The sequence below is a fragment of the Sporomusaceae bacterium ACPt genome (assembly GCA_041428575.1).
GTDB lineage: Bacteria > Bacillota > Negativicutes > Sporomusales > Sporomusaceae > Sporomusa_D > Sporomusa_D carbonis.
This window is the reverse complement of sequence record CP155570.1, coordinates 2,662,949-2,689,914: the sequence shown is the minus strand read 5'-3', so window position 1 is coordinate 2,689,914 and position 26,966 is coordinate 2,662,949. Positions and strand designations below refer to the sequence as shown.

The following is a 26,966-nucleotide window of genomic DNA, read 5'->3' as shown; positions in this document are numbered from 1 at the left end:
GGAGGTGAAAAAATGACAGTAGGTACGCAAATGACTCAGGCTATTGCAACTGTTCAAAACGCTGCCGCCACCATGAAAACATTTTCATTGGAGACTCAGGACCAGCAGGCAAAACAAACCTTTGAACAATTAGCACAGACCCTCGACAATGCAGTTGAAACATTACAGGGAAGACAAAAATATATTGAGCAACAGGAACCCCAGTACAAGCAGCAGTAGTCTGAACTATTGACGGGAACGGTGTTATATTGTTACAATCAAAGAAAAAAAAAGCGATGGGTTCGCTCGAATCCTGGTTAGCCAGGTGATGACTCCTACCGTGCAGACGGTGGGAGTTTGTAATATAAACTAAAATATGCATTATTGACGGTGTAAGTTTATTAAGTTATAATTATTTACAAATAAAAGGCGATGGAGTTCGCCATGAACCCCGTGCAAACGGTAATGACTCCTACCATTATAGTGGTAGGAGTTTGTTTTTTTATAATTAATTTGCATTAATTTGCGCCGTTGCTGGCTAGAAATAAGATTATACTAAATCAATATTACGGACTTAGTTACATTCATGTCAGCGTGCGCCCCTTGGAAAATTTTTTGGGTAAAGCGTACGGAATCAAGAGTATGCCTGGCGGACTATACTCAAAGAATCTGTTGAATAGTATATACCAAACAGCTCGCTAAACAAAAGAGGGAGGAGTTAAATATGAAAGGTGCTACTTAAATCATTCTTCGAAAAAATCAAACCTGGAGGATTGAAGGTATCTATTCATAAAGATACATTATCGATAAGTGAAAGGAGTCTGATAATGAGTTATTTCGCGGTGGCGGTTGGCGGTTTGCTGGGGGCCATAGCCCGGTTCGGCATGGGGCAGTGGTTTGCTGACCTTGTACACAGTACCGGGTTTCCATGGGGGACATTAGTCATTAACTTGCTGGGGTGTTTTATACTGTCTCTGTTTCTTACTGTTGCCTTGGACTTATTAGCAATCAGCCCGTTCCTCCGGTTGGGAATTTCCACAGGATTTCTCGGCGCATTTACGACATTTTCCACATTTTCTCTAGAAACATTTCAATTGTACCAGAACCATCAGTTCTGGTACGCAGGGTTGTATTTATTTTCCAGTATTTTTCTGTGCATCGCTATGTCGGCCCTCGGTTTGGTTGTCGCCCGCGGCATCGAGCAATTTCAGGCCAATAAACAAGTGGATGACGGAACGGTTGGTGATACAGAGACGTGAGCAGTATGGAGTTAATAATCATCATCGGCATTGGCGGCGTTGCCGGCGCTTTGACGCGTTTTGGCGTTGGACAGATAGTAGGCAGATATTATTTTATGAGGTTCCCATTGGCAACCTTTCTGATTAACGTGACCGGATCGTTTCTTCTCGGTTTTTCGGCGGCCCACATTTCAGGATTGCCAACGGACCACGTCATTATCGAACGCTATGGTTTTCAGATCGGTTTTTTGGGTGCTTACACGACACACTCAACATTTGCTTATGAAAGTATCCGGTTGGTGGAAGACGGGGAATGGAAAAACTTTTTCGCTTATATCGCTGGGAGTGCGATTGTCGGAGTAGTATGCTGCGGCATCGGTTATGTCTGCGGGGCTTAAAACATAAGTGGGAATTATTATTTTTTTTTCAAGAGGAGGCAAAGATAGTGCCTAAAATTGCGAGTAAAGCAAAACGATTGCGTATTTACATTGGGGAAGCCGACCATTGGAAGCGGCGTTCTTTGTATCATGCTATTGTCGAAAAGGCTAAAGAGTTAGATATGGCGGGGGCTACTGTGTTTCGCGGTCTTATGGGCTATGGAGCCAACAGCCGTATTCATACGGCGACAATCCTGGACCTGTCCAGTGATTTACCGCTGCTGGTCGAAATCATTGACAGTGAGGAATATATAGCTAGGCTGCTACCGTATCTGGATGAGATGTTGTCAGAGGGGCTGGTGACAGTTGACGATGTTGAGGTCATCAAATACGGACGTAAGCCTCCCAAACGGTAATTATTATATGTATTGTATATAAATGAGGTAATACCTTATGCCTGAATTTTTATCTGGTAGCGGTTGAGGGAAGTATTGGCGCTGCCGGACTTGTCTAATGATGGTGGCAGTCTATGTTATTAAGAGAAAAAGGAGATGGGGACTATTATTACGATTAATTTGCCAAATGGCAGACAATACGAAATCCAACTTGTTGTGTTCGATTATAATGGAACGTTGGCGGAAGAAGGCATAATTTCCCCAAGTGTCCGGCAACTACTGGCCGAGTTGGCCGGTAAAGTGCGCGTGGCGGTCATCACGGCGGATACGTTTGGACTAGCGCGGAGCCAGCTACAAGATGTGCCGGGTGTTGAACTCATTCTCTTGGATAGTAGTATGGACGGTACGGAGAAAGCACGATACGTTCAGCAGTTTAGCCCCGAAAATACGGTAGTTATCGGTAATGGCGTCAACGACCAGCCCATGTTTTTTATAGCGGGACTGAAAATTTGCGTACTGGGACCAGAGGGCGCAAGTACCAGTGTCTTAGCTTCGGCCAATATCGTGGTTAAGTGTCCGGAAGATGCCATTCAACTGCTCTTAAATCCTAAGCGGTTGATTGCTACATTACGGAAATAGATAGGGCGAAACTTGCATCAGGCCAGTTTACTGAGCTTAGTTGAGCCAATCCAGGAGCCTAGCGCCAATTAGGCCGCCGTTTACAAAAGCGGGGGTATTAATGGCGGTTAGCTATCGGATCAATATGTGAAGCATCAGATGTAATGAACCCAGAGAAAAATCCACTAGGCTCCCATAAGAAAATTAAGCCTTTCCGGTATATTCGCGGAAGGCGTTTTTGGGAGCAATCCGGACTGTAGCAAAACATCTTCATATGTCATACAATGTAATATCTTTGCAAACAAAAGGAGGAATACATATGAGTTTTGGTTTTGGCGGTTGCGGTGGTCGTGGAAATAGTTGGGTTATAATCATTATTATAATTATTTTGCTGTTTTGCTGCTTTGAGGATGACTGTAGCTCGACCTGCTGATAAATTTTTGTTGTCTATAAGACAATAAGCTCGGAAAAACTCTTGATCACTTTGATCGAGAGTTTTTTATTTTTATTAAACTTTCAACGACAAGCGGTAAAAAATAGGAAGTTTATTATTTGTTTACATATAATATAGAAAGAATTAAACTAGGAGGTTTTATTATAATGGACAATGATTCCTGCTTACAATACTGTTGGTGCTTGTCTAAATGTACTAAAAAATGTATAAAAATCTATGAAGCAAATTTTAAATTGTATAGGGTTTGTCATTACCGTCTATATAAAGTATGTCCACGGTGCGGCTGCGAATTTGATTATTATTGTTATTGCGTATGCCCATGTTGTGGTGATAATCCGGATGAGCCTCCCGAAGCTGGATTTGTATTTTTTCCAGAACTTGAGCTAGAAACTTCTCCATTTACGCTTTTTCCGGAACTCGCGTTTAAGCCGTAGACTCTACATCCGCTCCGTAATTTGTAACGTTTGCCAAGTGAGTTTCATTTGCAGTAGTGGTACGGATTCAATAATTTTAATGCTAAAAACATATTTGAAGTTGGGCTGTGGATAACTTATCTCTAAGTTTTCCCACAGCCCTTTTCATTATATGAAATCCAATAAAGATTTTTTTCTGGGCGTGTTGTTAGTAACGCTCCACCGCTGGCGCTTGACTTACGCTTATACTAACAACACGCCTGTAAATCTTTATTGGATACTATATAGAATAGATGGCTAGAGAAGCGGGGAAAATTTTTTTAATTTACCATGGTATGGTACCTGTAGAGACTAGAGAATACTATTCGGGTGAGAAAGGCGGTGACCGCCTGTTTTTGCGAAATCCTAGCCAATGGAAGTAGACTATAGTGCAACTAACGGTCAGTAAAAGTATTAAACGAATAATAGTTGTCGGATTTCTTGCCATATCTTGTTTAAATATCTTGTTTCTTTTTCAATTTAACGGGAATAAGCATCTACCGCCTCCGGTGAGACCGACAGACCATTATATGGACGTAGCATTGTCGTTTGCGCATGCCGTTTATGTGAAGGAATGGGATGCTATTCCGGAACAATTTAATTTTACTCCCCGGGATCCAGACGGTTCGTACGAACTAAAGCGGCCAGGCTGGGATTCTTCAAAGGCATTTAATAAAATTGCGCGCAGTGGGTGGAAACTGTACTTTAACCATATTGGGGTAGACGCCAACAGGCTGCGGGATATTCAAATTTTGACTGGCAGCAAAATAGGCACGAATAATAAACCGGCCTTTGTTATAGCTTTTAGAGGCAGTACTAGCATTTTCGATTATTTGTTCACCAATTGTAAAAATAATCCTGTTAGTTTAACAGGATTACGAATGCTTGGTAACTTTAAAGTGGAATACTCGCGCAACGTGATATGGGATCAATACGACGTGCCGAGTCTTGCCGTAATGACCTGTAACGTTATGACTACCCGGCTATCAAACCTTACGGCAGAAGCGCCTGTGTTTGTGCACTGGGGGTATATGGAAAAGGTGGTGTATGGGTTGGATGCTAAAGTTATAGACCCGGTAAACGGCGGTTTATTAAGCGTGGTAGAAGCGCTGGACAAGTATCCTGATGCCGATTTTGTAATAACAGGACACAGCTCGGGTGGTGGCGCCGCGCAAGTCTTGTCCGCCTTGGTTTATGAGATGGGATTTTGCCGGCAAAATATCCATATCCGGACGTTTGCGACGGCTGGCGCCTTCAATTATACAGGACAAACTCAATATAAGAGTCTTGACTCAATAAACTACTTCCTTCCCAACGATCCTATACTGATTGTTAATAATCTTACCGGGTATGGTCCACTTGGTGTAAGTGTTATGGTACCACCCACGCGCCGGTTTTCTCAGAACAGCACAACGGTCCACGAGATGACAGCCTATGACGAACAGCTAAGGCAAGATGATTAGTAAGTATTTGTTGAACGGCGGTATTCCAATAAGTCGATAAAGGCTTCTAACCTGGTTACTACTCCGGCTTCACCGGATTGTTCATCGTAGGCCAGAGACAACACCGGGATATTTACGTCATTACTGACTTTAGGCAAAATATTTTTTGCAACAACTTCAGGCATACAGGTAAAAGGAAACACATGGATCATCCCATCATAGTTTTGCTGTCCCATATGTACCGTGTAGGCAATACTTTTTAAACCATGACCGCCGACATAATGGCCAAGATAGGGTCGCGCCAGGTTGGTAAGGTGCTTGAACAATTCAAGATATTCGCTTTTTCTGAACAAATGACCATTTACATAGTTACTTAATTGCATTGTGGTATGTACTTCTACGCCCATCTGCCCTAACCGTCTTACTAAATCAAGATTAACAAACGGTTCAAGCATGACATAGATTTCACCAACAACACCGATTCGTAGCGGATTAACACCAGCCTTGAGTTTAACCTCCTGGTCCAGTTTGTGTTCTGCGTCATACCAGGCGGTTCTTAATGCGGGGATAGTGTCAGCAGTGTTGATCTCATCCATGGCTGTTTTCCACAGAGCATCTGATGCGCCTCTAGTAATTTCGCGCGGACGTACGGTCTGCACTTTCCGTTGAATGCTATCAAGTGCGTTCATTTTTGCCAGAGCCAGGCGAAATGCTGAGTAGATCTCCCGTAAACTATGCTTAGGGGCAATGCGGTGAACATTATTAATAATATTAACTAGGTTTGGTTCAATGATAATCATCTCAAACTCATAGCCAAGCCCCTGCAGAATGCCTTTTTGAACTTCGGCATAGTAGCCTAACCGGCAGGGACCAACCCCGCCGCAGGTAACGATTGTATTAGCACCTTGGTCGAGAGCTTCAATAAAATTTCCCAGGGTAATTTTAAAAGGAAGACATACCGCTTCCGGGGAATATTTCACTCCCAACTCCAACGTCCTCTTGGAAATAGCCGGAGGGAGTATTACTTTGCGTCCGAGGGAAGTAAATAACGCCTGAAGTACTATACTCAGAGCTCCCATATGGGGAAAAGAAATAATCATGATCTTTTCCTCCGGACCAGCATGTCGGTAAAAGCTTCCAACCGGGTGATAAAACCGGCTTCAGCAGTATGTTCGTCAACAGTTAACAGCAGGCAGGGAATGTTGAGTGATTGGGCACGCTGGTTAATTAGTTCGCCGATTAAGGCGTCAGGACCGCAAGAAAAAGAAGTCATAAAAATCAGCCCGTTAACCGGCTGGGCTGACTGCATTAAGGCTAATGCCGCTCCTGCCATATGGTGGCTGTTGGACCAAAAAATTTTTTTACCCAAAACCTTAGCAGCGGCAGTAGCCTGACGGTTACTTACCATCTCCGGAGTTATAACATCAAAGCCGATATCGCGCAGTTTGTTAATGATATTCATGCTGATCTGGCGGTCATAAATAATGTAGGAATGACCAATGAGTCCGATACGTTGCCGCTTAATATCACTCTGGTATGCAGTAGGCAACTGATGCCGGTGTTTCCAGGCACGATACCACGCATAGAGACTGGGAATGGCGCCTCTGCCCAATGTGCGGCCCACACTGACAATTGCCTCATACAGACTGCGGTTATTTTGGCGAAGGTTTACGTTAACATTAATGACTGGCGGCAGGTTGTCGATGTTGCTCCGCAGCATATCCGGCATGCCGATTATTTTCGGACAAGTATATTGCCCGGCTGCTACGCTAATTACCCTTGGTGAAAACAAATAATCGACTTTTTTATATAACTCATAGACATGCCCGAAATAGACTTTAACTGGCAGGCATACCTCATCTAACACACTTCCGTGATCCAGGGTTGCCTTAGTAGTGTCACCAGCAACCACTACTTCTGCCCCAAGTTCTCGTAAAAAGTTTTCCCACACTAATCCATACTGGTAATATAACAATCCTCGTGGTAATCCGATCCGAACTGCCAAAACCATCATCCCCTTATAATATTTTGGGCAACTGTTACACCAGTTTGCGATATAGTAAAGTATGCCGTATTTAGGAAAAATTATACAAAATTGGCAGGACGGTCTCAGAATGGAATTTATCTCCCGGTATGAGTATGATGAATAAAATTCTTCAAAATTAAATTTCTATATGAAATCCAATAAAGATTTTTTTCTAGGCGTGTTGTTAGTAACGCTCCACCGCTGGCGCTTGACTTATGCTTATACTAACAACACGCCTGTAAATCTTTATTGGATACTATATAGATAATTTGCGCCAATAGGAATACCAATAATACCTAATTAGACGGGCTCTCTAATTAGGTATTGTTATCTAAGGAGATTGGCGCCGTCCAAGAAGTTGTGAGCGTACTTAAATAATATAACTCAAGAAAAATAGCAAAAATATGTAAAAAAATATCACTAACCAGCCTTATTTGCTTTTGGAAAGCCTAATAATGTTGTATAATGTAATGATATAGAGTGGACATACCTAAGGAGGATTTGCATGAATACAGAAATCGAACTTACTGACAAAGAGCCTGCCGCTAATCCTGCTATGCCTGCTAATTTCATTGAAATCATTATCAATGAAGATATAAAGACCGGTAAATATGGCGGTCGGGTACATACGCGTTTTCCCCCGGAGCCTAACGGTTATCTGCATATTGGGCACGCGAAATCAATCTGCTTGAACTTTGGACTTGCTCTTAAGTATGGCGGAAAGTGTAACCTGCGTTTTGACGATACCAACCCCACCAAAGAAGACGTGGAGTATGTAGAATCCATTCAGGAAGATGTGAAGTGGCTGGGGTTCGACTGGGACGACCGTATGTTTTACGCTTCGGATTATTTTGAAAAGATCTATGAGTATACTATAGAGCTTATTAAAAAAGGAAAAGCTTATGTGTGCGATTTATCTGCGGAAGAGATCAGGCAATACCGCGGCACGCTGACTGAGCCCGGTAAGGAGAGTCCCTACCGTAATCGCACAGTTGAAGAAAACCTTGAATTATTTGAAAAGATGCGGGCCGGTGAGTTTCCGGAAGGCAGCCGGGTACTAAGGGCTAAAATCGATATGTCCTCGCCTAATCTGAATATGCGTGATCCTGTTTTGTATCGTATAGTTCGTACACCCCACCATCGTACCGGCGACCGATGGTGTATTTACCCCATGTACGATTACGCTCACCCGATATCTGACTCAATAGAAGGCGTTACCCATTCGATTTGTACACTGGAGTTCGAAGACCACCGTCCGCTTTATGATTGGACACTTGAGGCGTTGGATATTTATCGCTGTCAGCAAATCGAGTTTGCCCGCCTTAACCTTACCAATACCATTATGAGTAAGCGTTATCTTCGCCGGTTGGTTGAAGAAGGCTATGTCAGCGGTTGGGACGACCCACGCATGCCGACCATCTCAGGCTTGCGGCGGCGGGGGTTTACACCTGAATCAATCCGGGATTTTTGTGAACGCATCGGTGTTGCCAAAAGCAATAGCACCGTCGATATCGCCCTCCTGGAGCATTGTATCAGAGAGGACCTGAACACCAAGGCGCCGCGGGTGATGGCTGTGCTTAAGCCGCTTAAACTTGTCATCGACAATTATCCGGAAGGACAAGTCGAAGAGCTTGTGGCTGAAAACAACCCTGAAAATCCGGAAATGGGATCGCGGACCATTCCATTTTCCCGGGAAATATATATTGAGCAAGACGATTTCATGGAAAACCCGCCGAAAAAATATTTTCGCCTGTCGCCCGGCGCTGAAGTCCGTCTCAAACACGCCTACATAATTAAGTGCGAATATGTGGTAAAAGATGAACAGACAGGCGAAATCACCGAAGTCCACTGTTCATATGATCCTGATACTAAAAGCGGCAGCGGCTCTGCCCGTAAAGTTAAAGGTGTACTTCATTGGGTATCGGCGGCCCATGCGGCAAAAGCCGAAGTGCGCCTGTATGATTATTTATTGATCGATAATAAAGAGCAAGACGATGAGGATGCTAGCAAGGATTTTGTCGATACACTCAATCCTCATTCCTTGGAGATATTGACGAACTGCCAGATTGAACCAAGCATCAAAACTGCGCAGCCTGGCAGTCGCTTCCAGTTCATGCGCAATGGCTATTTTGTGGTTGACTACGATTCATCAGCGCAAATGCCGGTGTTTAACCGTATTGTGTCTTTAAAAGACTCCTGGGCCAAGCTTGAGAAGAAAGCGTAGCAATCTAAAAAGACTTTTGCCTGGCACGCTATGCCGGCAAAAGTCTTTCTGACCATTTAAAGCGGGGTATTTTTTTGTGTTGGTTTTGATAAAATTTCTGTATATAACGTTTTTGTTGCCGCCGGGCTTGTTTATTGCCGCGCTGGTGCTTGTTTGCTTTTGGTTACACAGGCACCGGCAAAAGCGGCAAGGGGTGTGGTTGTTAGCCGTAATCACCGGGCTGCTGTATCTGGTTTCTACTCCTTTAGTAGGTGATTCTTTAATGCGGTCGCTGGAGAGCCGTCACCGTCCACCGCAGGCAGTGAGCGGTGACGTTATTGTTGTGTTGGGGGGCGGGGCTACGGCTGACACACCCAATGTTCACGGCCAAGGACATTTGACAGGGTTTGCCGCTAACCGGCTGTTGACGGCGGTGCAACTTCAGCGCTTAATTAATGTGCCCATCATTGTGTCCGGCGGACAGGTATTTGCCAGTTCCGGTAAGGAAGCCGAAATTGCCCGGCATATCTTACTGGGATTAGGCGTGCCTGACGATAAGATTATTGTTGAAGGGCAAAGTTTAAACACTACCGATAATGCCAAGTTTACTAAAGAAATACTTGATGAGCGCGGTTTTACCCGTCCGATTTTGGTGACTTCGGCGTTTCATATGGAACGGGCAGTACGGCAGTTTGCCAAATTTGGTACGGCCGTAACTCCGTATCCCACCGATTATCAAACCAATACCCGGCTTATTTTCGAATGGAACCAACTGTGGCCCAGAGCTGACGCTTTTTATAACACACAACTTGCCGTAAAGGAATATCTTGGCCTTATGGCTGTGCGATGGTTTTAACGGGAAAATAGAAGGAGTGATATTTTGAATATTTTACTTATCGGCGGCGGTGGACGTGAGCATGCTTTGGCCTGGAAGCTGGCGCAAAGCCCCCGGGTGGAGAAATTATATTGTGCGCCAGGTAATCCTGGTATTGCGGCTTTGGCTGACTGTATTAACATTGACGTTACCGATAATGATGCATTGGGCAAGTTTGCCCTTGATCACAACATCGGCCTGACAGTAGTTGGTCCGGAGTTGCCACTGACCAATGGTCTTGCCGACCATTTTGCCGCTCTTGATCTTAAAGTCTTCGGACCGTCCAGGCAAGCTGCCCGGCTTGAAGGTTCCAAAGCGTTTGCCAAAGACATAATGCATAAATACGGTATTCCGACGGCGGCGTCGGCCGCCTTTACCGATGCGGATAGCGCTATTGCCTACATAAAAAAACAGGGTGCGCCCATTGTAGTCAAAGCTGACGGACTGGCAGCCGGCAAAGGGGTTGTGGTAGCCATGACCGTAGCTGAAGCAGTTGAGGCTGTTAACATGATGATGCGGGATAAGGCGTTCGGCAGCGCAGGTAATTTGGTGGTAATCGAAGAATACCTAAGTGGTGAAGAAGCTTCCCTGCTCGCGTTCACTGACGGTTTTACCGTAGTTCCCATGATCGCTGCCCAGGACCACAAACGGGTATTTGACAATGATCAGGGGCCCAATACCGGCGGTATGGGCACTTATGCTCCGGCACCGGTTGTTACAGCAGCGGTGCAGGACCAGGTTACGCGGGAAATACTCCAGCCGGTGGTTGACGCCATGCGTCAGGAAGGCATTATTTATAAGGGCTGTTTGTATGCCGGACTGATGATTACCGGTCAAGGTCCTAGAGTTATTGAGTTTAACGCCAGATTCGGCGACCCTGAGACCCAGGTTGTGCTGCCGTTATTAGCCAGTGATTTGGTTGATGTCATGGAAGCATGTGCTGATGGTCGCCTGGCAGATATGACAATAGAATGGGACACCAGGGCAGCAGTATGTGTTGTCCTGGCCGCTGCCGGCTATCCCGGCAGCTATAGCAAAGGCCAGGTAATTACCGGCATCGACACGGCTGAGGCGCAAGGTGTCCTGGTGTTTCATGCCGGCACAGCGGAAAAGGAAGGGCGCATTGTTACCAATGGCGGCCGGGTGCTTGGCGTTACCGCTGTAGCCGATGATATTCGCGCGGCTGTGGATAAAGTTTATCAAGCTGTGCCGGAAATAAAATTTGACGGTGCGCATTACCGTAAGGACATTGCCCGGCGGGCTTTTAACAGAGGGTAAGAAAATATCTTCAATAAGCGGAGATTGGGATTATGAACTTAGGCATTAGCCTTATGGTAGTAGTTATTTTGGTTATTGGCTTAAGTATGACTGCCATTGGCCTGCCAGGTAACTGGCTGATATTTTTTACGGCGTTTGGCTACGGTTATTATGAGAACTTTATACATATGAATAATACTGTACTATTGACAATTTTTGGCGCTCTTTTAGCCGGAGAACTGGCCGAATTTATTGCCGGGACGTTAGGCGCCAAAAGAGAAAAAGCTTCACGTTCAGCTATTGTTGCGGCATTTGTCGGAGGTATCGCCGGCGGTATTTTCGGTACAGGCATAATACCTGGTCTTGGTTCAATTGCCGGAGCAGTTGGCGGTTCGTTTATGGCCGGTTATTTAGCAGAATATTTGTCTACCGGTGACCGGGGGAAAGCGGGACGGGTGGCCAAAGGTATTGTCATTGGTCAGGTATTGGGAATTATTTTTAAATTTGCCGTGGCCATCGGCATGGTAGCTCTGATAATCTCCAGGCTTACGTGGTCGGGGTAGAATAGGAGGAAATATGAAACGCCAGCAGATACTTGATGCCGCTTATACTGTTTTTTCCCGCAAAGGGTACCACTGCGCCACCGTTGACGAAATTGTTGCGCTGGCCGATACCGGTAAAGGTACGGTATATAACTATTTTGTTAATAAAGAGCAGCTATTTTATACACTTATCAAAGAACGGAGTGCTGCATTTGAAGCCAAACTTGATATAACTGCGTCTCTGGCCGAACCGCCGCTGAGCAAAGTTGAAAAAGTCATTAAGGTATTTTTGGAGTTTTACACCGCCAACGCCGATTTGTGGCGGGTGCTTATGCATGAAATGCGCGGTCTGGGTAATGAAGAAAAAGGACTTACTCAGGCGCAACGGGAAAAATACCGGGAAAAGTTCCGTCATTCCATCAGTATACTGGAAAAAATACTGCAAGAAGGCATAGAGCAGGGCGCCATTCGCAAGTGTGATGTACATAAGGCCGCCCATGGCTTGTTTAGTGTAATTGTTATGACGGTCTTTCAGGGCTGTGTCGGCCAAACCGCTGATTCCATTGACGCGGCCGCCCGCAGTATTGCCGACATTTTTCTCTATGGTGTTGCCGCGAGGCACGGGTAATCAATCTATGCGATGGCCAAGCCGCTCTAAGACTCCCACCTTCGATAAGTGGGAGTTAAGAGCGGCTAAGACCCTGGATAAGTTCGACTAAACTTCAGATGGGGTAAAAACCCCACCTGAAGCTAAGTTTCTCTTTATTACAAACCCTCACAGGATATTCCTGTGGGGGTTGTTTTTTTCGGTATTTACTCCAACTTTCTCCTGAATTAACATTAACCTCATTTTGACAAAAGCAAATAAAGTTATTAATATTAACAATGTTAGTGTTAATATTTTATGTTAACTTGGAGGTAGGTATGCCGCCTATTGATAATGAATCAAAAACCTTGATAAAAACAGTGACTGCTTTGTTCATTTTGCAAATTCTTGCCCGGCAGTCTGCCTACGGCAATCAGATTGCTGCTGAGATCAAAAGAGTTACCGAGCGGGCTGTTCAGCCCAATCCCAATTTCTTATATCCGTTGTTACGGCAAATGGAGCAAGACGGTTATATTGAAGGGCAGTGGGAAAATCCGGATACACGGGGAAAGCGGATTTATACCATTACCCAAAGTGGTCACGCTTATCGGCAAGCTTTAAAAGGCATAGTGCACACAAAGTTATTGGAGCTTGAACGCAGACATCAGGCAATTAAAAAATTCTTGTTTGAAAATTAGCGGTAAAAGTGTACGAAACGTGAAAGGAGATAATTGTTATGAGTCAGGAGCAAGCGTCAAATAAAAGAAAAAAACTTACTCTAGCTGCCGGTTGTTTCCTGGTGATACTTACTGTTGCCGGCGGCTGGTGGTGGATAAACTCAAGCGGAAAAGTCTCAACGGAAGATGCCAGGATAAAAGGCAATATCATAAACGTAAGTGCGAAAATTCCCGGTCAAATTGAAGAACTGTATGTTAAAGAGGGGGATGCCGTACAAGCAGGGCAAGTTTTGGCCAAAGTCGATAGTGACGCTTTGCAGATTCAAGTTGAACAAGCCCAAGCCAATCTTGCTTCTGCCCAGGCCAAATTAAATTCCTTAAAAGCAGGTAATCGTCCTCAACAAGTTGCTCAATCAGAAGCTAATGTCGAACAAGCCAAGGCCAATCTGGAGAATGCGCGCAAAAATTATGAGCGTATTGAAAGTCTCTACAATGATGGTGCCATGTCAGCCCAACAGAAGGATTCTGCGCTTACCGCTCTCCGGGTTGCCGAAGCGCAATACCGCGCGGCAGACCAAGGTTATAGTTTGGCGTCTGAAGGCGCTACCGTCCAAGACATACAATATGCCGAGGCCCAAGTTGCTCAAGCGGCAGCCGCATTAAAAAATGCTCAGCTTCAATTGGATAATTCTGTTATTAAAGCCCCGGCAGCCGGGGTTATTGCCAAAACTTCCGTTGATCCCGGAGAAATGATTGCAGCAGGGCAGACGGTAGTGAGTATCACAGATCCTGCCGGCTCATGGGTAGAGGCTAATATTGAGGAGACAGATATCGGAAAAATTCAAGTTGGCCAAGCAGTTATTTTTAAGGTAGACGCTTATCCAGGGAAAAAATTCCGGGGTGAGGTGGCTGAAGTGGGGGCCGCTACCGGCTCACAATTTGCTTTGCTTCCCTCCGACAACACTACCGGTAATTTTACCAAAGTAACGCAACGACTCCCTGTCAAAATTCAGGTAACTGATTTCGCGGGGGCTGTTTTAAAGCCAGGCATGTCAGCTGTCATTGACATTCTCGTTAGGTAGGTGGGGACCTGTGGCTGATAGTAATGAACTGAAAAACCCTAATAAGTATTTTGTCCTGTTTATTGTTTCGTTAGGAACTGTCTTGAGTGGCTATGTCGCGAGCTCGCTTGATATAGCGTTATCCAACATTATGAATACCTTTGGTTTTACCATGGACAATGTTACCTGGGTGTTGCTGGCCTATATGATCCCTTATGGCGCTACACTTCCCATTATGGGTAAGCTTGGCGACCAGTTCGGACGTAAAAAAATGTACGTCCTGGGACTCATCGTTTTCACCGCCGCAACGATGATGGTAGGACTGTCCTGGAGTAGTTCAACGGTTATTTTGTTCCGTATGTTTCAAGGTATGGGTGCCGCCATGTTCTTTCCCAATGCCATGACATTAGTATCGGATGCTTTTCCTCCTAATGAAAGAGGCCAGGCTCTCGGCATGTGGGGGGCCTTTGCTGCTGCCGGAGCTGTACTTGGTCCAACCATTGGGGGATATATAGTTGAATATTTAAACTGGCGCATGTTATTCAATAGCATCGTCCCTATTGCGGCAGTGGGGATTGTGCTGTCAATCATGGTGCTAAAAGAATCAGATACAATTTCTTCAAAAAAAATCGATTATCTTGGCGGGCTATTTCTTGTATCAAGCCTTAGCTCGCTTATCATCGCGCTTAACAAGGGTTCCAAAGAAGGCTGGACTTCTCTTTATATTGTCGGACTGTTTATTTGCACAGTCCTGAGCTTACTGGCGTTCCTGTATGTAGAGAGCCGTACAGCCGAGCCGCTGGTAGACCTGGAACTGTTTAGGAACGGTACATTTACCGCAGCCAATATTGTTGGCTTCCTAACCTTCATGGCCTTAAACGGCGGGCTGTTTCTAATACCGTTTTTTCTCCGTAATATATTGGGTTATACACCCATCCGCGCCGGTGTATCGTTGTTTCCCCTTATCGGTTCAATGATCATCTTAGCTCCGCTTGGCGGTAAATTGGCCGATAAAGCCGGGGGAAAAATCCCCACAGTGCTCGGAATGACCATTCTCTCTATCGCCCTGTATTCGTTCCACACCATGACTGATCAAACAGCGTATTTGCCTATTGCCCTCCGGCTTATTCTCATGGGAATTGGTCTTGCGCTTACCATGTCGCCCCTGTCAACGGCCGCAATGGCCACACTTCCCAAAGAAAAGGCCGGGGTTGGTTCTGGCGTATTCAATCTATTTAAAAATGTTGGGGGAAGTGTCGGAATTGCCATTCTAGGGACACTCCTGGACCAAAGGCAGATTTTTCATACCCAAATATTATCAGACTATGTCAATGCCTCGTCAGACGCTGCCCAGCATTTCTTATCCTCAATTCAGGCAGGTTTGATCCTTAATGGGATGCAGACCAATGAAGCTTATGTTGTGGCACTGTCCACACTCAAAGGCATTGTCGCCAAACAAGCTGCTGTGATGGCCTATGGCGATGTTTTTCAAGCCACTGCCGCGCTTGCCGCCTTGGGAATTATCGCAGGAATGCTGATAAAGGATGTCAAAAAACCGGTTCCTCAAGAGCCGGTGGTATCAGATGCCGAAGAAGTTGTTCCGGTAGGCATACACTAATGTAAACAAAGGAGAAAATTATGGCAACTAAAAAATACGTTATAGGATCCATTGGTGGAGCAATGATTTTGGCGCAAACGCTCACTGCGTTTGCAGCGACGCCTTCTGAAATTTCGTTAGATGACAGTGTAGCCCTTGCTTTAAAAAATAATCCTGCCGTAAAAATAGCAGTCCAGGACCAGGAGAAGTCAAACTGGTCGATTAAGGAAGCGGAAGCAGGTAAACTACCTACACTTTCGCTGGGTCTCAGCAGTACTCGCATGCCGGGAGCAGCCTCCGGCGAACCGGGGACAAACTATAATACTTCACTGAAGCTTAACTGGACACTTTACTCCGGCGGCAGGCTAGAAGGATTAATCGATCAGGCAAAACTCAACGCCGACAATAGCGACTTGGGAGTAACCAAAGCGCAGCAGCAAGTCAAACTTGACGCAACAACTGCCTATTATAATGTTTTACAGGCGGCTAATATGGTTAAGGTAAACCAGGAAACAGTGGATTCTTTGACCGAGCATTTGAAAAGCGTTCAGGCTCAGTTTGCTGCCGGTACAGTAGCAAAATCAGATGTACTAAGATCTGAAGTTGAATTGGCCAATGCGCAGCAAAACTTTACCAAAGCTCAGAACGCCTATGATGTGGCAATAGCAAGCTTAAATAATGTAATGGGCGAGCCGCTTGATACCGAGCGCAGTCTGAAAGATGAATTAGCATACACGGAATTTACTATGTCGCTCGATGAGAGTATTGAGTACGCGCTTCAACATCGGCCAGACATCTTCCAGTCTAAAAACAGTGTTACTATTGCCGAACAAGGTGTAAATATTGCCGAAAGCGGGTTCCGTCCAACAATAACTATGGGAGCGTCTGACGGCTGGAGCGGCAATGAATTCCCCGGCCAGGCCAATAACTGGTCGGTAAATGTTATGGCCAACTGGAATGTATTTGATTCCGGCATTACTAAAGCTAAGGTCAAACAAGCCGAGGCCGGAGTTGACAAGGCCATTCAGCAGGACGTTCAAACCCGCAATGGTGTCCAACTGGAAGTCCGCCAAAATTATATGAATATGAAGGAAGCTGAAAAACGCCTGCAGACTACCAAGGTAGCTGTTGATAAAGCCACCGAGGATTTGAAAATTGCCAAAACAAAATATTACGCGGGGGTAGGGACAAACCTTGACGTAATTGATGCGCAACTGGCTCTGACCCAAGCGAAAACTAATAATACGCAAGCTCTCTATGATTATAATCTAAATAAAGCTAAACTGGAAAAATCCATGGGCTTGTAACTGTAATACAGGAACTGCCCCCCCCCTGCCAATCCGGCCGGGAGGAGGCAGTTATTTTCTTTTTAACAATGAGCTGGAAAACTTTAACCATTCGCAATTAAATTACTAGAATGCCGGTACTACCGCGCCTTGATACTTTTCATTGATAAACTTCTTAACCTCTTCCGAAGTCAGGGCTTTGGTCAGTTTTTGGATTTCCGGGCGGTTTTCGTCACCTTTGCGCACGGCCAGGACATTTACATAAGGGGAGTCTTTCTGTTCAATGAACAGGGCGTCTTTAGTGGGGACAAGTTTGGCTTCAAGCGCATAGTTGGTGTTAATGACAGCCAGAGTAACATCGTCAAGCGAACGGGGGAGCTGTGGTGCCTCGAGTTCGCTGATTTTTACATTTTTGGGATTATCAATAATATCTTTAACAGTAGCGTTGATGCCTACGCCTTCTTTAAGTTTGATTATTCCGGCTTTAGCCAGAAGTGCCAAAGCGCGGCCGCCGTTTGTGGGGTCGTTAGGGATAGCAATTTGGGCGCCGCCGGTCAGATCATTAAGGTTTTTTACTTTCTTGGAGTAGATGCCCATAGGTTCAATATGTACGGCGGCAGTGTAGGTAAGGTCGAGCTTGCGCTCGGCACTAAATTTCGTCAGGTAAGGAATATGCTGGAAGAAATTAGCATCAAGCTCTTTTTCGGCTACAGCAATATTAGGACGGACGTAGTCGCTCATTTCTACAATTTCAAGGTTGATTCCGTCTTTTGCGAGAATAGGTTTGACAACATTAAGAATTTCAGCATGAGGCACAGCAGTAGCGCCAACTTTAATAGTCTTTTTATCAGCGGCCGCTGGAGCAGGCGTATTCTTGCCGCCGCACCCGCCAACAAGAGCGGATAGAGCCAATAAGGTGGTAATAAGCAATACGGTTATTTTCTTCATTTGGATATTCCTCCCATAAAAATATAAATAGTGCTGTTAATAGCATTATGGTTGCTTCAGATGAACCAGCCTGATATTGTCCTCCTCCCATGGAAATAATTAAAGCCTCTTCGGCAGTTCGAAGAGGCTTGTTGTCCAGTTCTTCATCTGCCAGGAATTTAATCCTGTTGGAATTGGCACCGTTCGCATAATGCGATGGTTGCCGCGGCGTCATCGGGCCATTCCCTCAGCCAGCTCTTGATGAACAATATACAATTTACAAGTGATATAATAGCATGGTTAGGGATACCTGTCAACAAAAAAATGCCGGTGTACGAGAATTTGACCCAAACCAAGTTTTTTAAAAAAATGCCATAAAGGACAACCTGTAAGGGATAATATAGTTATAGCAAGGTGGAGATTACGACTATTACTGCTATGAGCACTACAAGGAGGATTTATATGGAATTTTATGCGGGTATGGGAAATGAATGGTGGGTCGCAATGGGAAGTATTCTCCTTATTAATCTGATTCTTAGTGGCGATAACGCCGTAATAATAGCTTTAGCCAGCAAAAATCTGCCGGCTGAACAACGGAAGAAAGCAGTATTCTGGGGAAGTGCGGGCGCAGTTGTGTTAAGAGTCATCTTAACCTTTATTGCTGCTTATCTTCTTGATATTCCTTATCTTCAATTTCTCGGAGGTATGGCGTTACTCTATATTGCCGTCAGCCTTCTGGCCAAAGAGCAGGAAGAAGGTCCGGTTAGTGAAGCGGCAAGTTTCCAGGAAGCTTTTAAAATAATCTTATTTGCCGATCTTATAATGAGTCTTGATAATGTCTTGGCTTTAGCTGCCATTGCGCAAACAGTGCCTACGGGAAAATATCTTCTTATTATTGTGGGGCTTGCTACCAGCGTTCCTTTCGTAATATTCGGTGCTCAGACACTAATGAAGCTTATGGACCGCTTCCCCGTAATAATCTATATTGGGGCCGGGGTCTTAGGCTACGCGGCTGCAGAAATGATTATCGGCGATAAAGCCGTGGGGCCGTATGTGGCAAATTATCAATTATTGCTTGAAATTGGTTTAGCCCTGGGAGTCATTCTGATTGGCTACTGGAAGAAGTTGCGTGCCGGGACAAGTCTTATGTAGAGAATAGCCGGTATTTTATCAAACATATCATATTTTAATTAAATAAAGATAAAAAGCAATAAAGAAGGAAAATATCGGCAGATACCGAATAAAGTAATAAGTCTAGTATCTACAGGGAGGCGTAGTATTCATGCCGGCAAATCCCAAACTGAAAGACAGGCTTACCGATCAATTATTTCAGGCTATTTTATCGCTCAAAAACGAGGAGGAATGTTACCAGTTTTTTGAGGACGTATGTACAATCGGCGAGCTTAAAGCCATGGCCCAGCGTCTGGAAGTGGCGCGGCTGTTACAAGCAGGAACAACTTATGACGATATTGTGGCTATTACCGGGGCCAGTACGGCGACTATCAGCCGGGTTAAACGCTGTTTGTATTACGGCGCTGACGGCTACAAAACGGTATTGGCCTACCTGGAAGAAAAGAAGGCTGAATAGAGGAGTGTAGACTATGAACAGGAATCAGTTTGTGCCGCAAATTCCGTATGGAACAAGGGATTTGCTGCCGCGTGAGGCCAAGCAGAAGCGTATTGTTGAAGGAGCGCTGGCTGATCTTTTTTCCCGTTGGGGATATGATGAAGTAGTAACCCCGACTTTTGAGTATTTGGAAACACTGACGGTGGCTCAAAGCGCTGACAGTGACATGCAGCAACAGGTATTTAAATTTTTTGATAAAAATAACCGTACCTTGGTGCTGCGGCCGGATATGACTGCTCCGATTGCCAGGGTGGCGGCTACCAGGCTTAAGGAAACGCCGTCGCCGCTCAGACTCTTCTACCTTACTAATGTGTTTCGGCACGAACAAGCCCAGGCTGGCAGGCAGTGTGAATTTTATCAGGCCGGGGTGGAACTTTTAGGCGCACCCGGCCCGGCGGCTGACGCCGAGGTAGTGGCGTTGGCTGTTGAAGCTATGCTGGAAGCCGGGTTGACCAATTTTCAAATTAGCTTAGGCCAGGTTGATTTTATCAATGGCGTGATGGCTGAGAGCAGTCTGAGTCAGCAGCACCAGCATCAGATCAAATACGCCATGGTTACGCGTGATTTGGTAGGGCTGGGCGAGATTCTGGCGAACAGCGGCCTTAGCCCGGCTGCCCAGGAGCTTATCCGGCAAATTCCCCTGCTGCATGGCCGGGACGATATGCTGAATAATGCCTACCGGCTGGTGGGCAACGCGCTAAGCCGGGCAGCACTGGATAATCTGGCCGATATTCGCAAGTTGTTAACCGGATATGGCGTCGATCGCTATGTGAATTTTGACTTGGGTATTATCCGTGATTTCGACTATTATACCGGCATGGTATTTGAAGGGTATACGCCAGGGCTTGGCTTTCCGTTGTGCGGTGGCGGCCGTTATGACAAGATGGTGGCGGCATTTGGAGTGGATAGTCCGGCAACCGGGTTTGCGCTCGGCATTGAGCGGGTGCTGCTGGCGCTGGAACGGCAGGGAATCAGTGTCAGTGTGCGCGGTAAGGATGTATATATTGCCTGGGGAGAGGGCCGGCTAACCCAAGCCATCGGTATTGCCGGCAAGTCGCGGCAAGAGGGGCGGCGGACCGAACTGGCGCTTATGCCTCAGTCCAGAGCTGAGGCTGAAGCCGCTGCCGGTAAGTTAGGCTATGAAGAACTGATCTATATTGAATAAGCGGGTTAAGCAGGTGATAGCGGCGCTAACCGCCCATATTACCCATGAAGACCGTCGGTTCATCGCGCAACATTTAGACCCCGCGCAGGCGGCGCTTTTCTGGCAGATGAATGTGCCTGACCAGCGGCATGCCCTGAATGTGGCCTATACGGCGCTCAAACTTGCTGCTGATGAACACAGGATCGACCGGGATTTATTGATAAGGTGCGCGTTGCTGCATGATGTCGGCAAAGTAAAAGGGGACGTCAGCACGGCCGACAAAATAATGACCGTTATTTTGGATAAGTTTGCACCGCACTGGGCCAGACAGTGGGGGCGAAAGGGGCGGGGCGGCAAACTTGCCAACTTCCGCCATGCCGTGTATATTTATTATAACCACGCGGCCCGCGGTGCGGCCATGTTACAGGCAATCGGCGCCGGCGCAAAAATGGTCGGCATTGTGGCCGGGCATCATGAGGCTCCGGCAGCAGGAGAGCCGCCGGAGCTAGGTATTATAAGAAGAGCAGACAGCTTAAACTGACGATCGTTGAAAAAGCCTTAAAAGTTTAATAGCCCTTTATTTTGTCGATAAGGTTAATCATCTCCCGCCCTTGAACAAAACGGGTAAGATTATCGCTGAACAGTTTAATGGCCCGGTCAAGATATACGGGTGACAGCGCCGCCATGTGGGGTGTGATGATGACATTGGGCATGTCCCAGAGCGGACTGGTCTCAGGCAAGGGTTCGGCAACAAACACATCAAGCCCTGCGCCTTGAATGAGTTTTTGCTCCAGGGCGGTAATTAAATCGGCTTCATTAATAATGGCGCCCCGGGAAATATTGATGAAATAAGCCGAGCGTTTCATGGCGGCAAAATGCGGCAGGGAAATCAGATTTTTTGTGCTGGCGGTGAGCGGCAGGCAGACAACAACAAAATCAGCCTGAGCCAGCATTTCCAGCAGGCTGTCATTGTCAGACAGGTACAGCTTATCGACAAAAAGCTCGGTAGTCATCTCCTGTTTACTGGCTAATACCGTCATGCCTAAGGCTTTGGCTTTTTTGGCAATTTCCCGGCCGATTGCCCCCAACCCGACAATGGCAATGGTATGCTCATACAGTTCGGCGGCGGGCACGCGCTTCCAGTTTTTGGCCAACTGCTGGCGGATGGTCAGGTTAAGACCGCGGCTAAAGGCCAGCATCATGGCCAATACATGCTCAGTAATCGGGATGCCGTGAATGCCTTTGGAATTAGTCAGTATGGTGTCTGCCGCCTGAATTTCGGGAAAAACAAGCTTTTCGACACCGGCACTTAACGCGTGGACCCATTCTAAATTGGGCGCAGCGAGATAGAGTTGCCGGATTTCCGTACTTCCCCAGGTAACAAGAATGTGGCAGTCAGGCATATGTTGCAGGGCATCTTTTTCCTCGCAGACAATTATATTAACATCAGGTGCGGCGGCGGCAATAGCCTGTTTATGGCGATCAGCAAGCTGGTTTAACACAACAATATTAAGCATTGCCATGGGAACCTCCTTATTAACGTTATTATCCTGTCAATTACTTCTACATATTCGCTTGTTTTTCCTACTCTGCCGGAAAACACAATTAGAGTATTGACGATATTTAAACACGGTGTTAATATATTACTATATTAACGCTTTAATAAACTAAAGAAAAATAGGAGGCATTTTATGACCTCAAATGATATGGATTACCTAACAGTAGCTTTGCCGAAAGGTAAACTGTTTGATCTGTCAGCTAATATGCTGGCCAGGATTGGCTATACGGCCGAAGGACTTAGCGAAAACTCGCGCAAGCTGGTAATTGCCAACGAATCCGAGAAAATCCGGTTTATCATTACTAAAACCGCCGATCTGCCCACCTATGTCGAATACGGCGCGGCCGATGTCGGTATTATTGGCAAGGATGTGCTTCTGGAAGAAAACAAGGATGTATACGAATTGCTGGACCTTAAATTTGGTTTTTGCCGGATGATGGTGGCTGTGCCGCAAGCTTTGCGGCAGGAAAAGCTGAGCGACTATGCCCATATGCGGGTAGCCACCAAATATCCGCGGGTAGCAGAGAGCTTTTTTCACAGTATCGGGATTCAGATGGAGATTATTAAGCTTAACGGCTCGATTGAACTGGCGCCGATGGTTGGCCTGGCCGAGATTATTGTTGACTTGGTTGAAACCGGCCGTACGCTCCGGGAGAACAATCTGGTTGAGGTGGCGCAGATTCACCCGGCAACTGCCAGGTTTATCGCCAACCGGGTAAGTTTTAAGATGAAATTTGAGCGCATTAATAAAATGGTTGAAGGGTTAAAAGCGCTGCTGGAAAGTGAGGGCAAAGCATGAAAAAGATTTACAGCAACTATTTGAGCAAGGAAGAAATTGCCGAGGTTCTGGAAAAAGCGCCGTTTGACCGGGTTGCTTTAGGCGCCGGCGCCCGCGCCAAAGTAAAGGAACTTTTCGGCGAAGAACTTTCGGCTCAGCAGGTGGTGGAACGTATTGTCGGCGACGTCCGTCGCACGGGAGATCAAGCTGTGCTAAGGTATACCAAGGCGATTGACGGTGCTGATCTTACAGCCGAGACTCTGGCAGTAACCCCGGCAGAGATCGAGTCGGCGCTGGCTGAGGTAAACGGCGAGGTGCTGGCAGCGCTTGAGACAGCAGTTGCCAATGTTAAAAGGTTTCATACCGAGCAACTGCCCAAGTCGTGGTTGACCGAGCGGGAGCACGGGGCCATTTTAGGGCAAAAGTGCACCCCGCTTGACCGGGTGGGTATTTATGTGCCTGGCGGCACTGCCGCCTACCCGTCTTCGGTAATTATGAATGCCGTACCGGCGGCTGTTGCCGGTGTACAAGAGATTGTCATGGTTGTGCCGCCTGACCGGCAAGGACGGGTTAACCCCAGTGTTTTGGCAGCAGCCAAGCTGGCCGGGGTGACCCGGATATTCAAAGTGGGCGGTGCCCAGGCAGTGGCTGCGCTGGCGTTCGGGACGGCCACCATTCCCAAGGTGGACAAGATAACCGGCCCGGGTAATATTTTTGTTACCTTGGCTAAGAAAGCGGTATACGGCCATGCCGACATCGATATGCTGGCCGGCCCCAGTGAAATACTCATAGTGGCCGACAGCACGGCTGATCCCCGCTGTGTGGCGGCTGATATGCTCAGCCAGGCTGAACACGATGTTCTGGCATCAAGCATTCTGATTACCGACAGTCCGGAATTGGCCGGAAAAGTTGCCAAAGAAGTTGAAACTCAGCTGGCGGCCCTGCAGCGAAAAGATATTGCTGCCCAAGCCATTGAGGATAACGGCTTAATTATTATTACCAAAGATATTTTTGAGGCAGTTGAACTGGCCAACCTTTCGGCGCCCGAGCATCTGGAGCTGTTAACGGCTGAACCTTTCAAACTGTTGCCCTATGTTCGTCATGCCGGCGCGGTGTTTATGGGGCCCTATTCGCCCGAGCCGCTTGGCGACTATCTGGCCGGTCCCAATCATGTACTGCCTACCGGTGGCACCGCCCGGTTTTATTCAGTGCTCAATGTCGAGACTTTTATGAAAAAGACCAGCATCATCGCCTATACCCGAGATGCATTGTCTGCTGTCAGCAGCCAAATTATCAGACTGGCTGAAGCCGAAGGACTTGACGCCCATGCGAATGCTGTCAGGATTAGGGGGAATTAGTATGTTCGTACCGCGTGCCGGTCTGGAAACTCTGAAACCATATTCGATTGAAGAAATCAATTGGTCTGTCAGACTTGACGCCAATGAACGGCCAACCGACCTGCCGCCGGCCGTTAAAGCCAGGGTGATTGAAAAACTGTCTGCTTTGCCGTTTAACCGCTATCCTGAAATTAGCGCCCAGTCGCTTAAAGAGACGATAGCCGCCGGTTTTAACGTAACAGCCGCCAATGTAATTATTGGCAGCGGCTCCAGTGAAGGTTTGTTTGCGCTTTGCTATGCTTATGGCGGTGCCGGCCGGAGCATTGTCTATCCCACGCCGTCGTTTTCCATGTACGGAATTTATGCCAAACTGGCTGACAGCCGCCCGGTACCTGTTGAACTAAACAGTGATTATACACTTGACGCCGACAAGTTATTGGCTGCCGCTAAGCAGGCAGAGGCTAACGTAATCCTCCTCTGCAACCCGAATAATCCTACCGGCACGGTTATACCGTCCGAACAAATCGAATATATTGCCGCTAATGCCCGGTGTTTGGTAGTTGTTGACGAGGCCTACCATGAGTTCTACGGGCAATCTTCGGTTAATTTGTTAAACAAATACCCGCATGTTGTTATTGCCCGTACTTTCTCCAAGGCGTATGGCCTGGCGGCTGCCCGGGTAGGTTATCTTCTGGCTCACGAGGACATCATCAAAACAATTGGCAAAGTGCTGTTGCCTTACAATGTAAACGCTTTGACGCTGGTAACGGCAGAAACCGTTTACCAGCTGCGCCGGGAGTTTGCCGCCGGTATTGCGGAAATTGTCCGGGAGCGGGAAAAACTTGCTGCTGCGCTTAACGCTGTTCCCGGTATGGAAGTTTTTCCGTCCCAAAGCAACTTCCTGCTGGTCAGAACAAGTAGCGCAGCCGCATTGGTAGCCCGTCTCCGCGCCCGCGGCGTTGGCGTGCGGGACTTTAGTGCCGCGCCCGGACTTACAAATTGTATTCGCATCACAGTAGGTACACCTGAAGAAAACGCACTGGTCATGGAGGTGGTTACAGCGTGAACCGGACTGCCAGTATTGAACGCGTTACCGGGGAGACAGCGATAAAAGTGTTGCTCAATCTGGATGGCGGCGGTCAGGCCAAGATTGACACAGGCATCGGATTTTTTGACCATATGCTTATTTTGTTTGGCAAGCATGGCTTATTCGACCTGACAGTTGAAGCCAAAGGCGACCTGTATGTCGACGGTCATCATACGGTGGAAGATACCGGCATTGTATTGGGTCAGGCATTGGCCAAGGCGCTGGGTGATAAGAACGGGATAAAACGTTATGGAACGGCCTTTGTTCCGATGGATGAGGCCCTGGCCATGGTAGCGCTGGATATCAGCGGGCGGCCGTATCTGGTGTTTGACGCCGCGCTGCCCGGAGAACAGGTAGGCCGGTTTGACAGCGAGCTTACCGAAGAGTTTTTGCGGGCGCTCAGCGTCCACGCCGGCCTTACGCTGCATGTGCGGCTGCTGTCAGGCAAGAATACCCACCATATTATTGAAGCTGTTTTTAAGGCATTGGGCCGGGCGCTTGCCGAAGCTGTGCGCCAGGATGAGCGGATCAAGGGCGTAATGTCCACCAAGGGCGTGATATGACAAAGAAGAGTGAGATTGCCACACTCCGCTTTGCTACGTTCGCAATGACCAGGGAAAAAGGGTCCCCTTACTCTAGTCATTGCGAGCGATAGCGTGCAATCTCACTCTCCCTTACTGGTTAGAATAGGAGGCTCAGCTATGGCGCTTGAAATCTTGGCAATTATTGATTATGGCATGGGCAATCTTCACAGTGTTGAAAAAGCTTTTGCCAAACTAAATGCCGAAGAAAACCTGAAATATGATATTGTTGTTACCGGCGACCCTGCCGTCATTGGTGCGGCCGCCAAAGTAGTGTTGCCGGGAGTGGGGGCGTTTGGCGACTGTATGGCCAACCTCAACAGGTACGGGCTGGTCGGGGTTATTAAACAAGTTGCCGGGCGGGGCACCCCGTTTCTGGGTATTTGCCTTGGTTTGCAACTGTTGTTTGACGGCAGCGAAGAAGATCCCGGTGTACCGGGACTGGGCATTTTACCCGGTATGGTCCGTAAAATCACTGCTCCCGGCTTAAAAATTCCCCATATGGGCTGGAATAACCTTGAACTGCGGACTGCCAGTCCGCTATTTGCCGGACTGCCGCCGGCGCCTTATGTATATTTTGTCCACAGCTATCATGCCGTGCCTGATAATGACTTGCTTGTTACGGCAGTAACTGAATACGGCGGCGCAGTGACGGCAGCTGTCGGCTGCGGCAATGTGCAGGCAGTGCAGTTCCATCCGGAAAAATCCAGTGCGGCCGGCTTGGCAATCTTGGCTAACTTTTTGAGGATTTAAAGATAAACGGATGAAATAGAAGTAGCAAAGAAGAGATTGTTTCGTCGTACCTCCTCGCAATGACGGTAGAGGAACAGTATTCTTTCCGGTCATTGCGAGCGTAGCGTGGC

At 47.0% G+C, this 26,966-nt stretch carries 29 protein-coding genes and 2 riboswitches; of the genes, 24 read left to right on the top strand and 5 right to left on the bottom strand.

Going from position 1 to position 26,966, the window contains the following annotated elements; all coding sequences use genetic code 11:
- The first annotated feature begins 12 nt into the window (after positions 1-12).
- The 5 genes from SCACP_RS13950 (at position 13) to SCACP_RS13930 (ending at position 2,628) form a co-directional block, all read left to right on the top strand.
- Entirely contained in the window at positions 13-219 is a 207-nt protein-coding gene (locus SCACP_RS13950) for a DUF1657 domain-containing protein (RefSeq protein ID WP_425058099.1), read from the top strand.
- Positions 220-398: 179 nt separating this feature from the next.
- Positions 399-461: riboswitch (Fluoride riboswitch) on the top strand.
- Positions 462-806: 345 nt separating this feature from the next.
- The gene (crcB, locus tag SCACP_RS13945; RefSeq protein WP_425058098.1) at positions 807-1,238 is read left to right on the top strand and encodes a fluoride efflux transporter CrcB; all 432 of its coding nucleotides are present in this window, start codon (positions 807-809) and stop codon (positions 1,236-1,238) included.
- A gap of 5 nt (positions 1,239-1,243) precedes the next feature.
- A complete protein-coding gene (locus SCACP_RS13940) occupies positions 1,244-1,615 on the top strand; it encodes a fluoride efflux transporter FluC (RefSeq protein WP_425058097.1) in 372 nt (123 codons plus the stop codon).
- 47 nt (positions 1,616-1,662) lie between these two features.
- A complete protein-coding gene (locus tag SCACP_RS13935; protein ID WP_425058096.1) occupies positions 1,663-2,010 on the top strand; it encodes a DUF190 domain-containing protein in 348 nt (115 codons plus the stop codon).
- 135 nt (positions 2,011-2,145) lie between these two features.
- Positions 2,146-2,628 carry an HAD family hydrolase gene (locus tag SCACP_RS13930; RefSeq protein ID WP_425058095.1) on the top strand — a complete coding sequence of 161 codons (483 nt, stop codon included), beginning with the start codon at positions 2,146-2,148 and terminating at the stop codon, positions 2,626-2,628.
- 661 nt (positions 2,629-3,289) lie between these two features.
- Here SCACP_RS13930 and SCACP_RS13925 read toward each other — a convergent pair.
- Complete coding sequence (locus SCACP_RS13925) at positions 3,290-3,460, bottom strand: hypothetical protein (protein WP_425058094.1); 171 nt, start codon at positions 3,458-3,460, stop codon at positions 3,290-3,292.
- Positions 3,461-4,043: 583 nt separating this feature from the next.
- Between SCACP_RS13925 and SCACP_RS13920 the strand changes: the two genes are divergently transcribed.
- On the top strand, positions 4,044-4,976 hold the full coding sequence (locus tag SCACP_RS13920; protein WP_425058093.1) for a lipase family protein: 933 nt from the start codon (positions 4,044-4,046) through the stop codon (positions 4,974-4,976).
- Here the strand turns inward: SCACP_RS13920 and SCACP_RS13915 are convergent.
- Together SCACP_RS13915 and SCACP_RS13910 are read right to left on the bottom strand one after the other, a co-directional pair.
- Positions 4,973-6,055 carry an acyl-CoA dehydratase activase-related protein gene (locus tag SCACP_RS13915; RefSeq protein ID WP_425058092.1) on the bottom strand — a complete coding sequence of 361 codons (1,083 nt, stop codon included), beginning with the start codon at positions 6,053-6,055 and terminating at the stop codon, positions 4,973-4,975. The two genes, SCACP_RS13920 and SCACP_RS13915, sit on opposite strands and share 4 nt — an antisense overlap.
- Positions 6,052-6,966, bottom strand: coding sequence for an acyl-CoA dehydratase activase-related protein (locus tag SCACP_RS13910; RefSeq protein ID WP_425061410.1), 915 nt, complete (start codon positions 6,964-6,966; stop codon positions 6,052-6,054). Before SCACP_RS13910 ends, SCACP_RS13915 begins: the two co-directional genes overlap by 4 nt.
- A gap of 520 nt (positions 6,967-7,486) precedes the next feature.
- On the opposite strand from SCACP_RS13910, the gene SCACP_RS13905 reads away from it, so the two are divergent.
- From SCACP_RS13905 to SCACP_RS13865, 9 genes are all read left to right on the top strand, one after another.
- Positions 7,487-9,205 carry a glutamine--tRNA ligase/YqeY domain fusion protein gene (locus SCACP_RS13905; protein WP_425058091.1) on the top strand — a complete coding sequence of 573 codons (1,719 nt, stop codon included), beginning with the start codon at positions 7,487-7,489 and terminating at the stop codon, positions 9,203-9,205.
- Between the two features lie 76 nt (positions 9,206-9,281).
- Complete coding sequence (locus SCACP_RS13900) at positions 9,282-10,040, top strand: YdcF family protein (protein ID WP_425058090.1); 759 nt, start codon at positions 9,282-9,284, stop codon at positions 10,038-10,040.
- Positions 10,041-10,064: 24 nt separating this feature from the next.
- Positions 10,065-11,336, top strand: a complete 1,272-nt coding sequence (gene purD / locus SCACP_RS13895) for a phosphoribosylamine--glycine ligase (RefSeq protein WP_425058089.1) — start codon at positions 10,065-10,067, stop codon at positions 11,334-11,336.
- 32 nt (positions 11,337-11,368) lie between these two features.
- Positions 11,369-11,878 (top strand): DUF456 domain-containing protein, encoded by a 510-nt coding sequence (locus SCACP_RS13890; protein WP_425058088.1) that lies wholly within the window; start codon positions 11,369-11,371, stop codon positions 11,876-11,878.
- Positions 11,879-11,891: 13 nt separating this feature from the next.
- Positions 11,892-12,485 carry a TetR/AcrR family transcriptional regulator gene (locus SCACP_RS13885; RefSeq protein WP_425058087.1) on the top strand — a complete coding sequence of 198 codons (594 nt, stop codon included), beginning with the start codon at positions 11,892-11,894 and terminating at the stop codon, positions 12,483-12,485.
- A 296-nt stretch (positions 12,486-12,781) separates the two neighbouring features.
- Entirely contained in the window at positions 12,782-13,141 is a 360-nt protein-coding gene (locus SCACP_RS13880) for a PadR family transcriptional regulator (protein ID WP_425058086.1), read from the top strand.
- Between the two features lie 38 nt (positions 13,142-13,179).
- Positions 13,180-14,202, top strand: a complete 1,023-nt coding sequence (locus SCACP_RS13875; RefSeq protein WP_425058085.1) for an HlyD family secretion protein — start codon at positions 13,180-13,182, stop codon at positions 14,200-14,202.
- A gap of 10 nt (positions 14,203-14,212) precedes the next feature.
- On the top strand, positions 14,213-15,799 hold the full coding sequence (locus tag SCACP_RS13870; protein ID WP_425058084.1) for a DHA2 family efflux MFS transporter permease subunit: 1,587 nt from the start codon (positions 14,213-14,215) through the stop codon (positions 15,797-15,799).
- A 20-nt stretch (positions 15,800-15,819) separates the two neighbouring features.
- Positions 15,820-17,085, top strand: a complete 1,266-nt coding sequence (locus tag SCACP_RS13865; protein WP_425058083.1) for a TolC family protein — start codon at positions 15,820-15,822, stop codon at positions 17,083-17,085.
- A 105-nt stretch (positions 17,086-17,190) separates the two neighbouring features.
- Here SCACP_RS13865 and SCACP_RS13860 read toward each other — a convergent pair whose 3' ends face one another.
- On the bottom strand, positions 17,191-18,012 hold the full coding sequence (locus SCACP_RS13860) for a MetQ/NlpA family ABC transporter substrate-binding protein (RefSeq protein ID WP_425058082.1): 822 nt from the start codon (positions 18,010-18,012) through the stop codon (positions 17,191-17,193).
- A gap of 140 nt (positions 18,013-18,152) precedes the next feature.
- Positions 18,153-18,259, bottom strand: a riboswitch (SAM riboswitch).
- 194 nt (positions 18,260-18,453) lie between these two features.
- Here SCACP_RS13860 and SCACP_RS13855 point away from each other — a divergent pair.
- From SCACP_RS13855 to SCACP_RS13840, 4 genes are all read left to right on the top strand, one after another.
- Positions 18,454-19,143, top strand: coding sequence for a TerC family protein (locus SCACP_RS13855; RefSeq protein ID WP_425058081.1), 690 nt, complete (start codon positions 18,454-18,456; stop codon positions 19,141-19,143).
- A gap of 130 nt (positions 19,144-19,273) precedes the next feature.
- The gene (locus tag SCACP_RS13850) at positions 19,274-19,579 is read left to right on the top strand and encodes a YerC/YecD family TrpR-related protein (RefSeq protein WP_425058080.1); all 306 of its coding nucleotides are present in this window, start codon (positions 19,274-19,276) and stop codon (positions 19,577-19,579) included.
- A gap of 13 nt (positions 19,580-19,592) precedes the next feature.
- Positions 19,593-20,783 (top strand): ATP phosphoribosyltransferase regulatory subunit, encoded by a 1,191-nt coding sequence (gene hisZ / locus SCACP_RS13845; protein WP_425058079.1) that lies wholly within the window; start codon positions 19,593-19,595, stop codon positions 20,781-20,783.
- Complete coding sequence (locus tag SCACP_RS13840; protein ID WP_425058078.1) at positions 20,776-21,303, top strand: HDIG domain-containing metalloprotein; 528 nt, start codon at positions 20,776-20,778, stop codon at positions 21,301-21,303. The genes hisZ and SCACP_RS13840 overlap by 8 nt, the downstream gene beginning before the upstream one ends.
- Positions 21,304-21,328: 25 nt before the next feature.
- Here the strand turns inward: SCACP_RS13840 and SCACP_RS13835 are convergent, their stop codons facing one another.
- The gene (locus SCACP_RS13835; protein ID WP_425058077.1) at positions 21,329-22,285 is read right to left on the bottom strand and encodes a D-2-hydroxyacid dehydrogenase; all 957 of its coding nucleotides are present in this window, start codon (positions 22,283-22,285) and stop codon (positions 21,329-21,331) included.
- A gap of 168 nt (positions 22,286-22,453) precedes the next feature.
- Here SCACP_RS13835 and hisG point away from each other — a divergent pair, with 168 nt between their 5' ends.
- The 5 genes from hisG to hisH all read left to right on the top strand — a co-directional run bounded on the left by hisG (position 22,454) and on the right by hisH (position 26,856).
- Entirely contained in the window at positions 22,454-23,119 is a 666-nt protein-coding gene (gene hisG / locus SCACP_RS13830; RefSeq protein ID WP_425058076.1) for an ATP phosphoribosyltransferase, read from the top strand.
- Positions 23,116-24,456, top strand: a complete 1,341-nt coding sequence (gene hisD, locus SCACP_RS13825) for a histidinol dehydrogenase (RefSeq protein WP_425058075.1) — start codon at positions 23,116-23,118, stop codon at positions 24,454-24,456. The genes hisG and hisD overlap by 4 nt, the downstream gene beginning before the upstream one ends.
- Position 24,457: 1 nt before the next feature.
- Positions 24,458-25,501, top strand: coding sequence for a histidinol-phosphate transaminase (gene hisC, locus SCACP_RS13820; protein WP_425058074.1), 1,044 nt, complete (start codon positions 24,458-24,460; stop codon positions 25,499-25,501).
- Complete coding sequence (gene hisB / locus SCACP_RS13815) at positions 25,498-26,085, top strand: imidazoleglycerol-phosphate dehydratase HisB (RefSeq protein WP_425058073.1); 588 nt, start codon at positions 25,498-25,500, stop codon at positions 26,083-26,085. Before hisC ends, hisB begins: the two co-directional genes overlap by 4 nt.
- 150 nt (positions 26,086-26,235) lie before the next feature.
- Complete coding sequence (gene hisH, locus SCACP_RS13810; RefSeq protein ID WP_425061409.1) at positions 26,236-26,856, top strand: imidazole glycerol phosphate synthase subunit HisH; 621 nt, start codon at positions 26,236-26,238, stop codon at positions 26,854-26,856.
- The last annotated feature ends 110 nt before the right edge of the window (positions 26,857-26,966 follow it).

Excerpts from the sequence above, each read along its gene's own strand:
- SCACP_RS13950 (WP_425058099.1), top strand. The coding sequence starts at position 13 with ATGACAGTAGGTACGCAAATGACTCAGGCTATTGCAACTGTTCAAAAC.
- crcB (WP_425058098.1), top strand. The coding sequence starts at position 807 with ATGAGTTATTTCGCGGTGGCGGTTGGCGGTTTGCTGGGGGCCATAGCC.
- SCACP_RS13940 (WP_425058097.1), top strand. The coding sequence starts at position 1,244 with ATGGAGTTAATAATCATCATCGGCATTGGCGGCGTTGCCGGCGCTTTG.
- SCACP_RS13930 (WP_425058095.1), top strand. The coding sequence starts at position 2,146 with ATGGGGACTATTATTACGATTAATTTGCCAAATGGCAGACAATACGAA.
- SCACP_RS13925 (WP_425058094.1), bottom strand. The coding sequence starts at position 3,460 with ATGGAGAAGTTTCTAGCTCAAGTTCTGGAAAAAATACAAATCCAGCTT.
- SCACP_RS13920 (WP_425058093.1), top strand. The coding sequence starts at position 4,044 with ATGGACGTAGCATTGTCGTTTGCGCATGCCGTTTATGTGAAGGAATGG.
- SCACP_RS13915 (WP_425058092.1), bottom strand. The coding sequence starts at position 6,055 with ATGATTATTTCTTTTCCCCATATGGGAGCTCTGAGTATAGTACTTCAG.
- SCACP_RS13910 (WP_425061410.1), bottom strand. The coding sequence starts at position 6,966 with ATGGTTTTGGCAGTTCGGATCGGATTACCACGAGGATTGTTATATTAC.
- SCACP_RS13905 (WP_425058091.1), top strand. The coding sequence starts at position 7,487 with ATGAATACAGAAATCGAACTTACTGACAAAGAGCCTGCCGCTAATCCT.
- SCACP_RS13890 (WP_425058088.1), top strand. The coding sequence starts at position 11,369 with ATGAACTTAGGCATTAGCCTTATGGTAGTAGTTATTTTGGTTATTGGC.
- SCACP_RS13885 (WP_425058087.1), top strand. The coding sequence starts at position 11,892 with ATGAAACGCCAGCAGATACTTGATGCCGCTTATACTGTTTTTTCCCGC.
- SCACP_RS13880 (WP_425058086.1), top strand. The coding sequence starts at position 12,782 with ATGCCGCCTATTGATAATGAATCAAAAACCTTGATAAAAACAGTGACT.
- SCACP_RS13875 (WP_425058085.1), top strand. The coding sequence starts at position 13,180 with ATGAGTCAGGAGCAAGCGTCAAATAAAAGAAAAAAACTTACTCTAGCT.
- SCACP_RS13865 (WP_425058083.1), top strand. The coding sequence starts at position 15,820 with ATGGCAACTAAAAAATACGTTATAGGATCCATTGGTGGAGCAATGATT.
- SCACP_RS13860 (WP_425058082.1), bottom strand. The coding sequence starts at position 18,012 with ATGAAGAAAATAACCGTATTGCTTATTACCACCTTATTGGCTCTATCC.
- SCACP_RS13855 (WP_425058081.1), top strand. The coding sequence starts at position 18,454 with ATGGAATTTTATGCGGGTATGGGAAATGAATGGTGGGTCGCAATGGGA.
- SCACP_RS13850 (WP_425058080.1), top strand. The coding sequence starts at position 19,274 with ATGCCGGCAAATCCCAAACTGAAAGACAGGCTTACCGATCAATTATTT.
- hisZ (WP_425058079.1), top strand. The coding sequence starts at position 19,593 with ATGAACAGGAATCAGTTTGTGCCGCAAATTCCGTATGGAACAAGGGAT.
- SCACP_RS13835 (WP_425058077.1), bottom strand. The coding sequence starts at position 22,285 with ATGGCAATGCTTAATATTGTTGTGTTAAACCAGCTTGCTGATCGCCAT.
- hisG (WP_425058076.1), top strand. The coding sequence starts at position 22,454 with ATGACCTCAAATGATATGGATTACCTAACAGTAGCTTTGCCGAAAGGT.
- hisD (WP_425058075.1), top strand. The coding sequence starts at position 23,116 with ATGAAAAAGATTTACAGCAACTATTTGAGCAAGGAAGAAATTGCCGAG.
- hisC (WP_425058074.1), top strand. The coding sequence starts at position 24,458 with ATGTTCGTACCGCGTGCCGGTCTGGAAACTCTGAAACCATATTCGATT.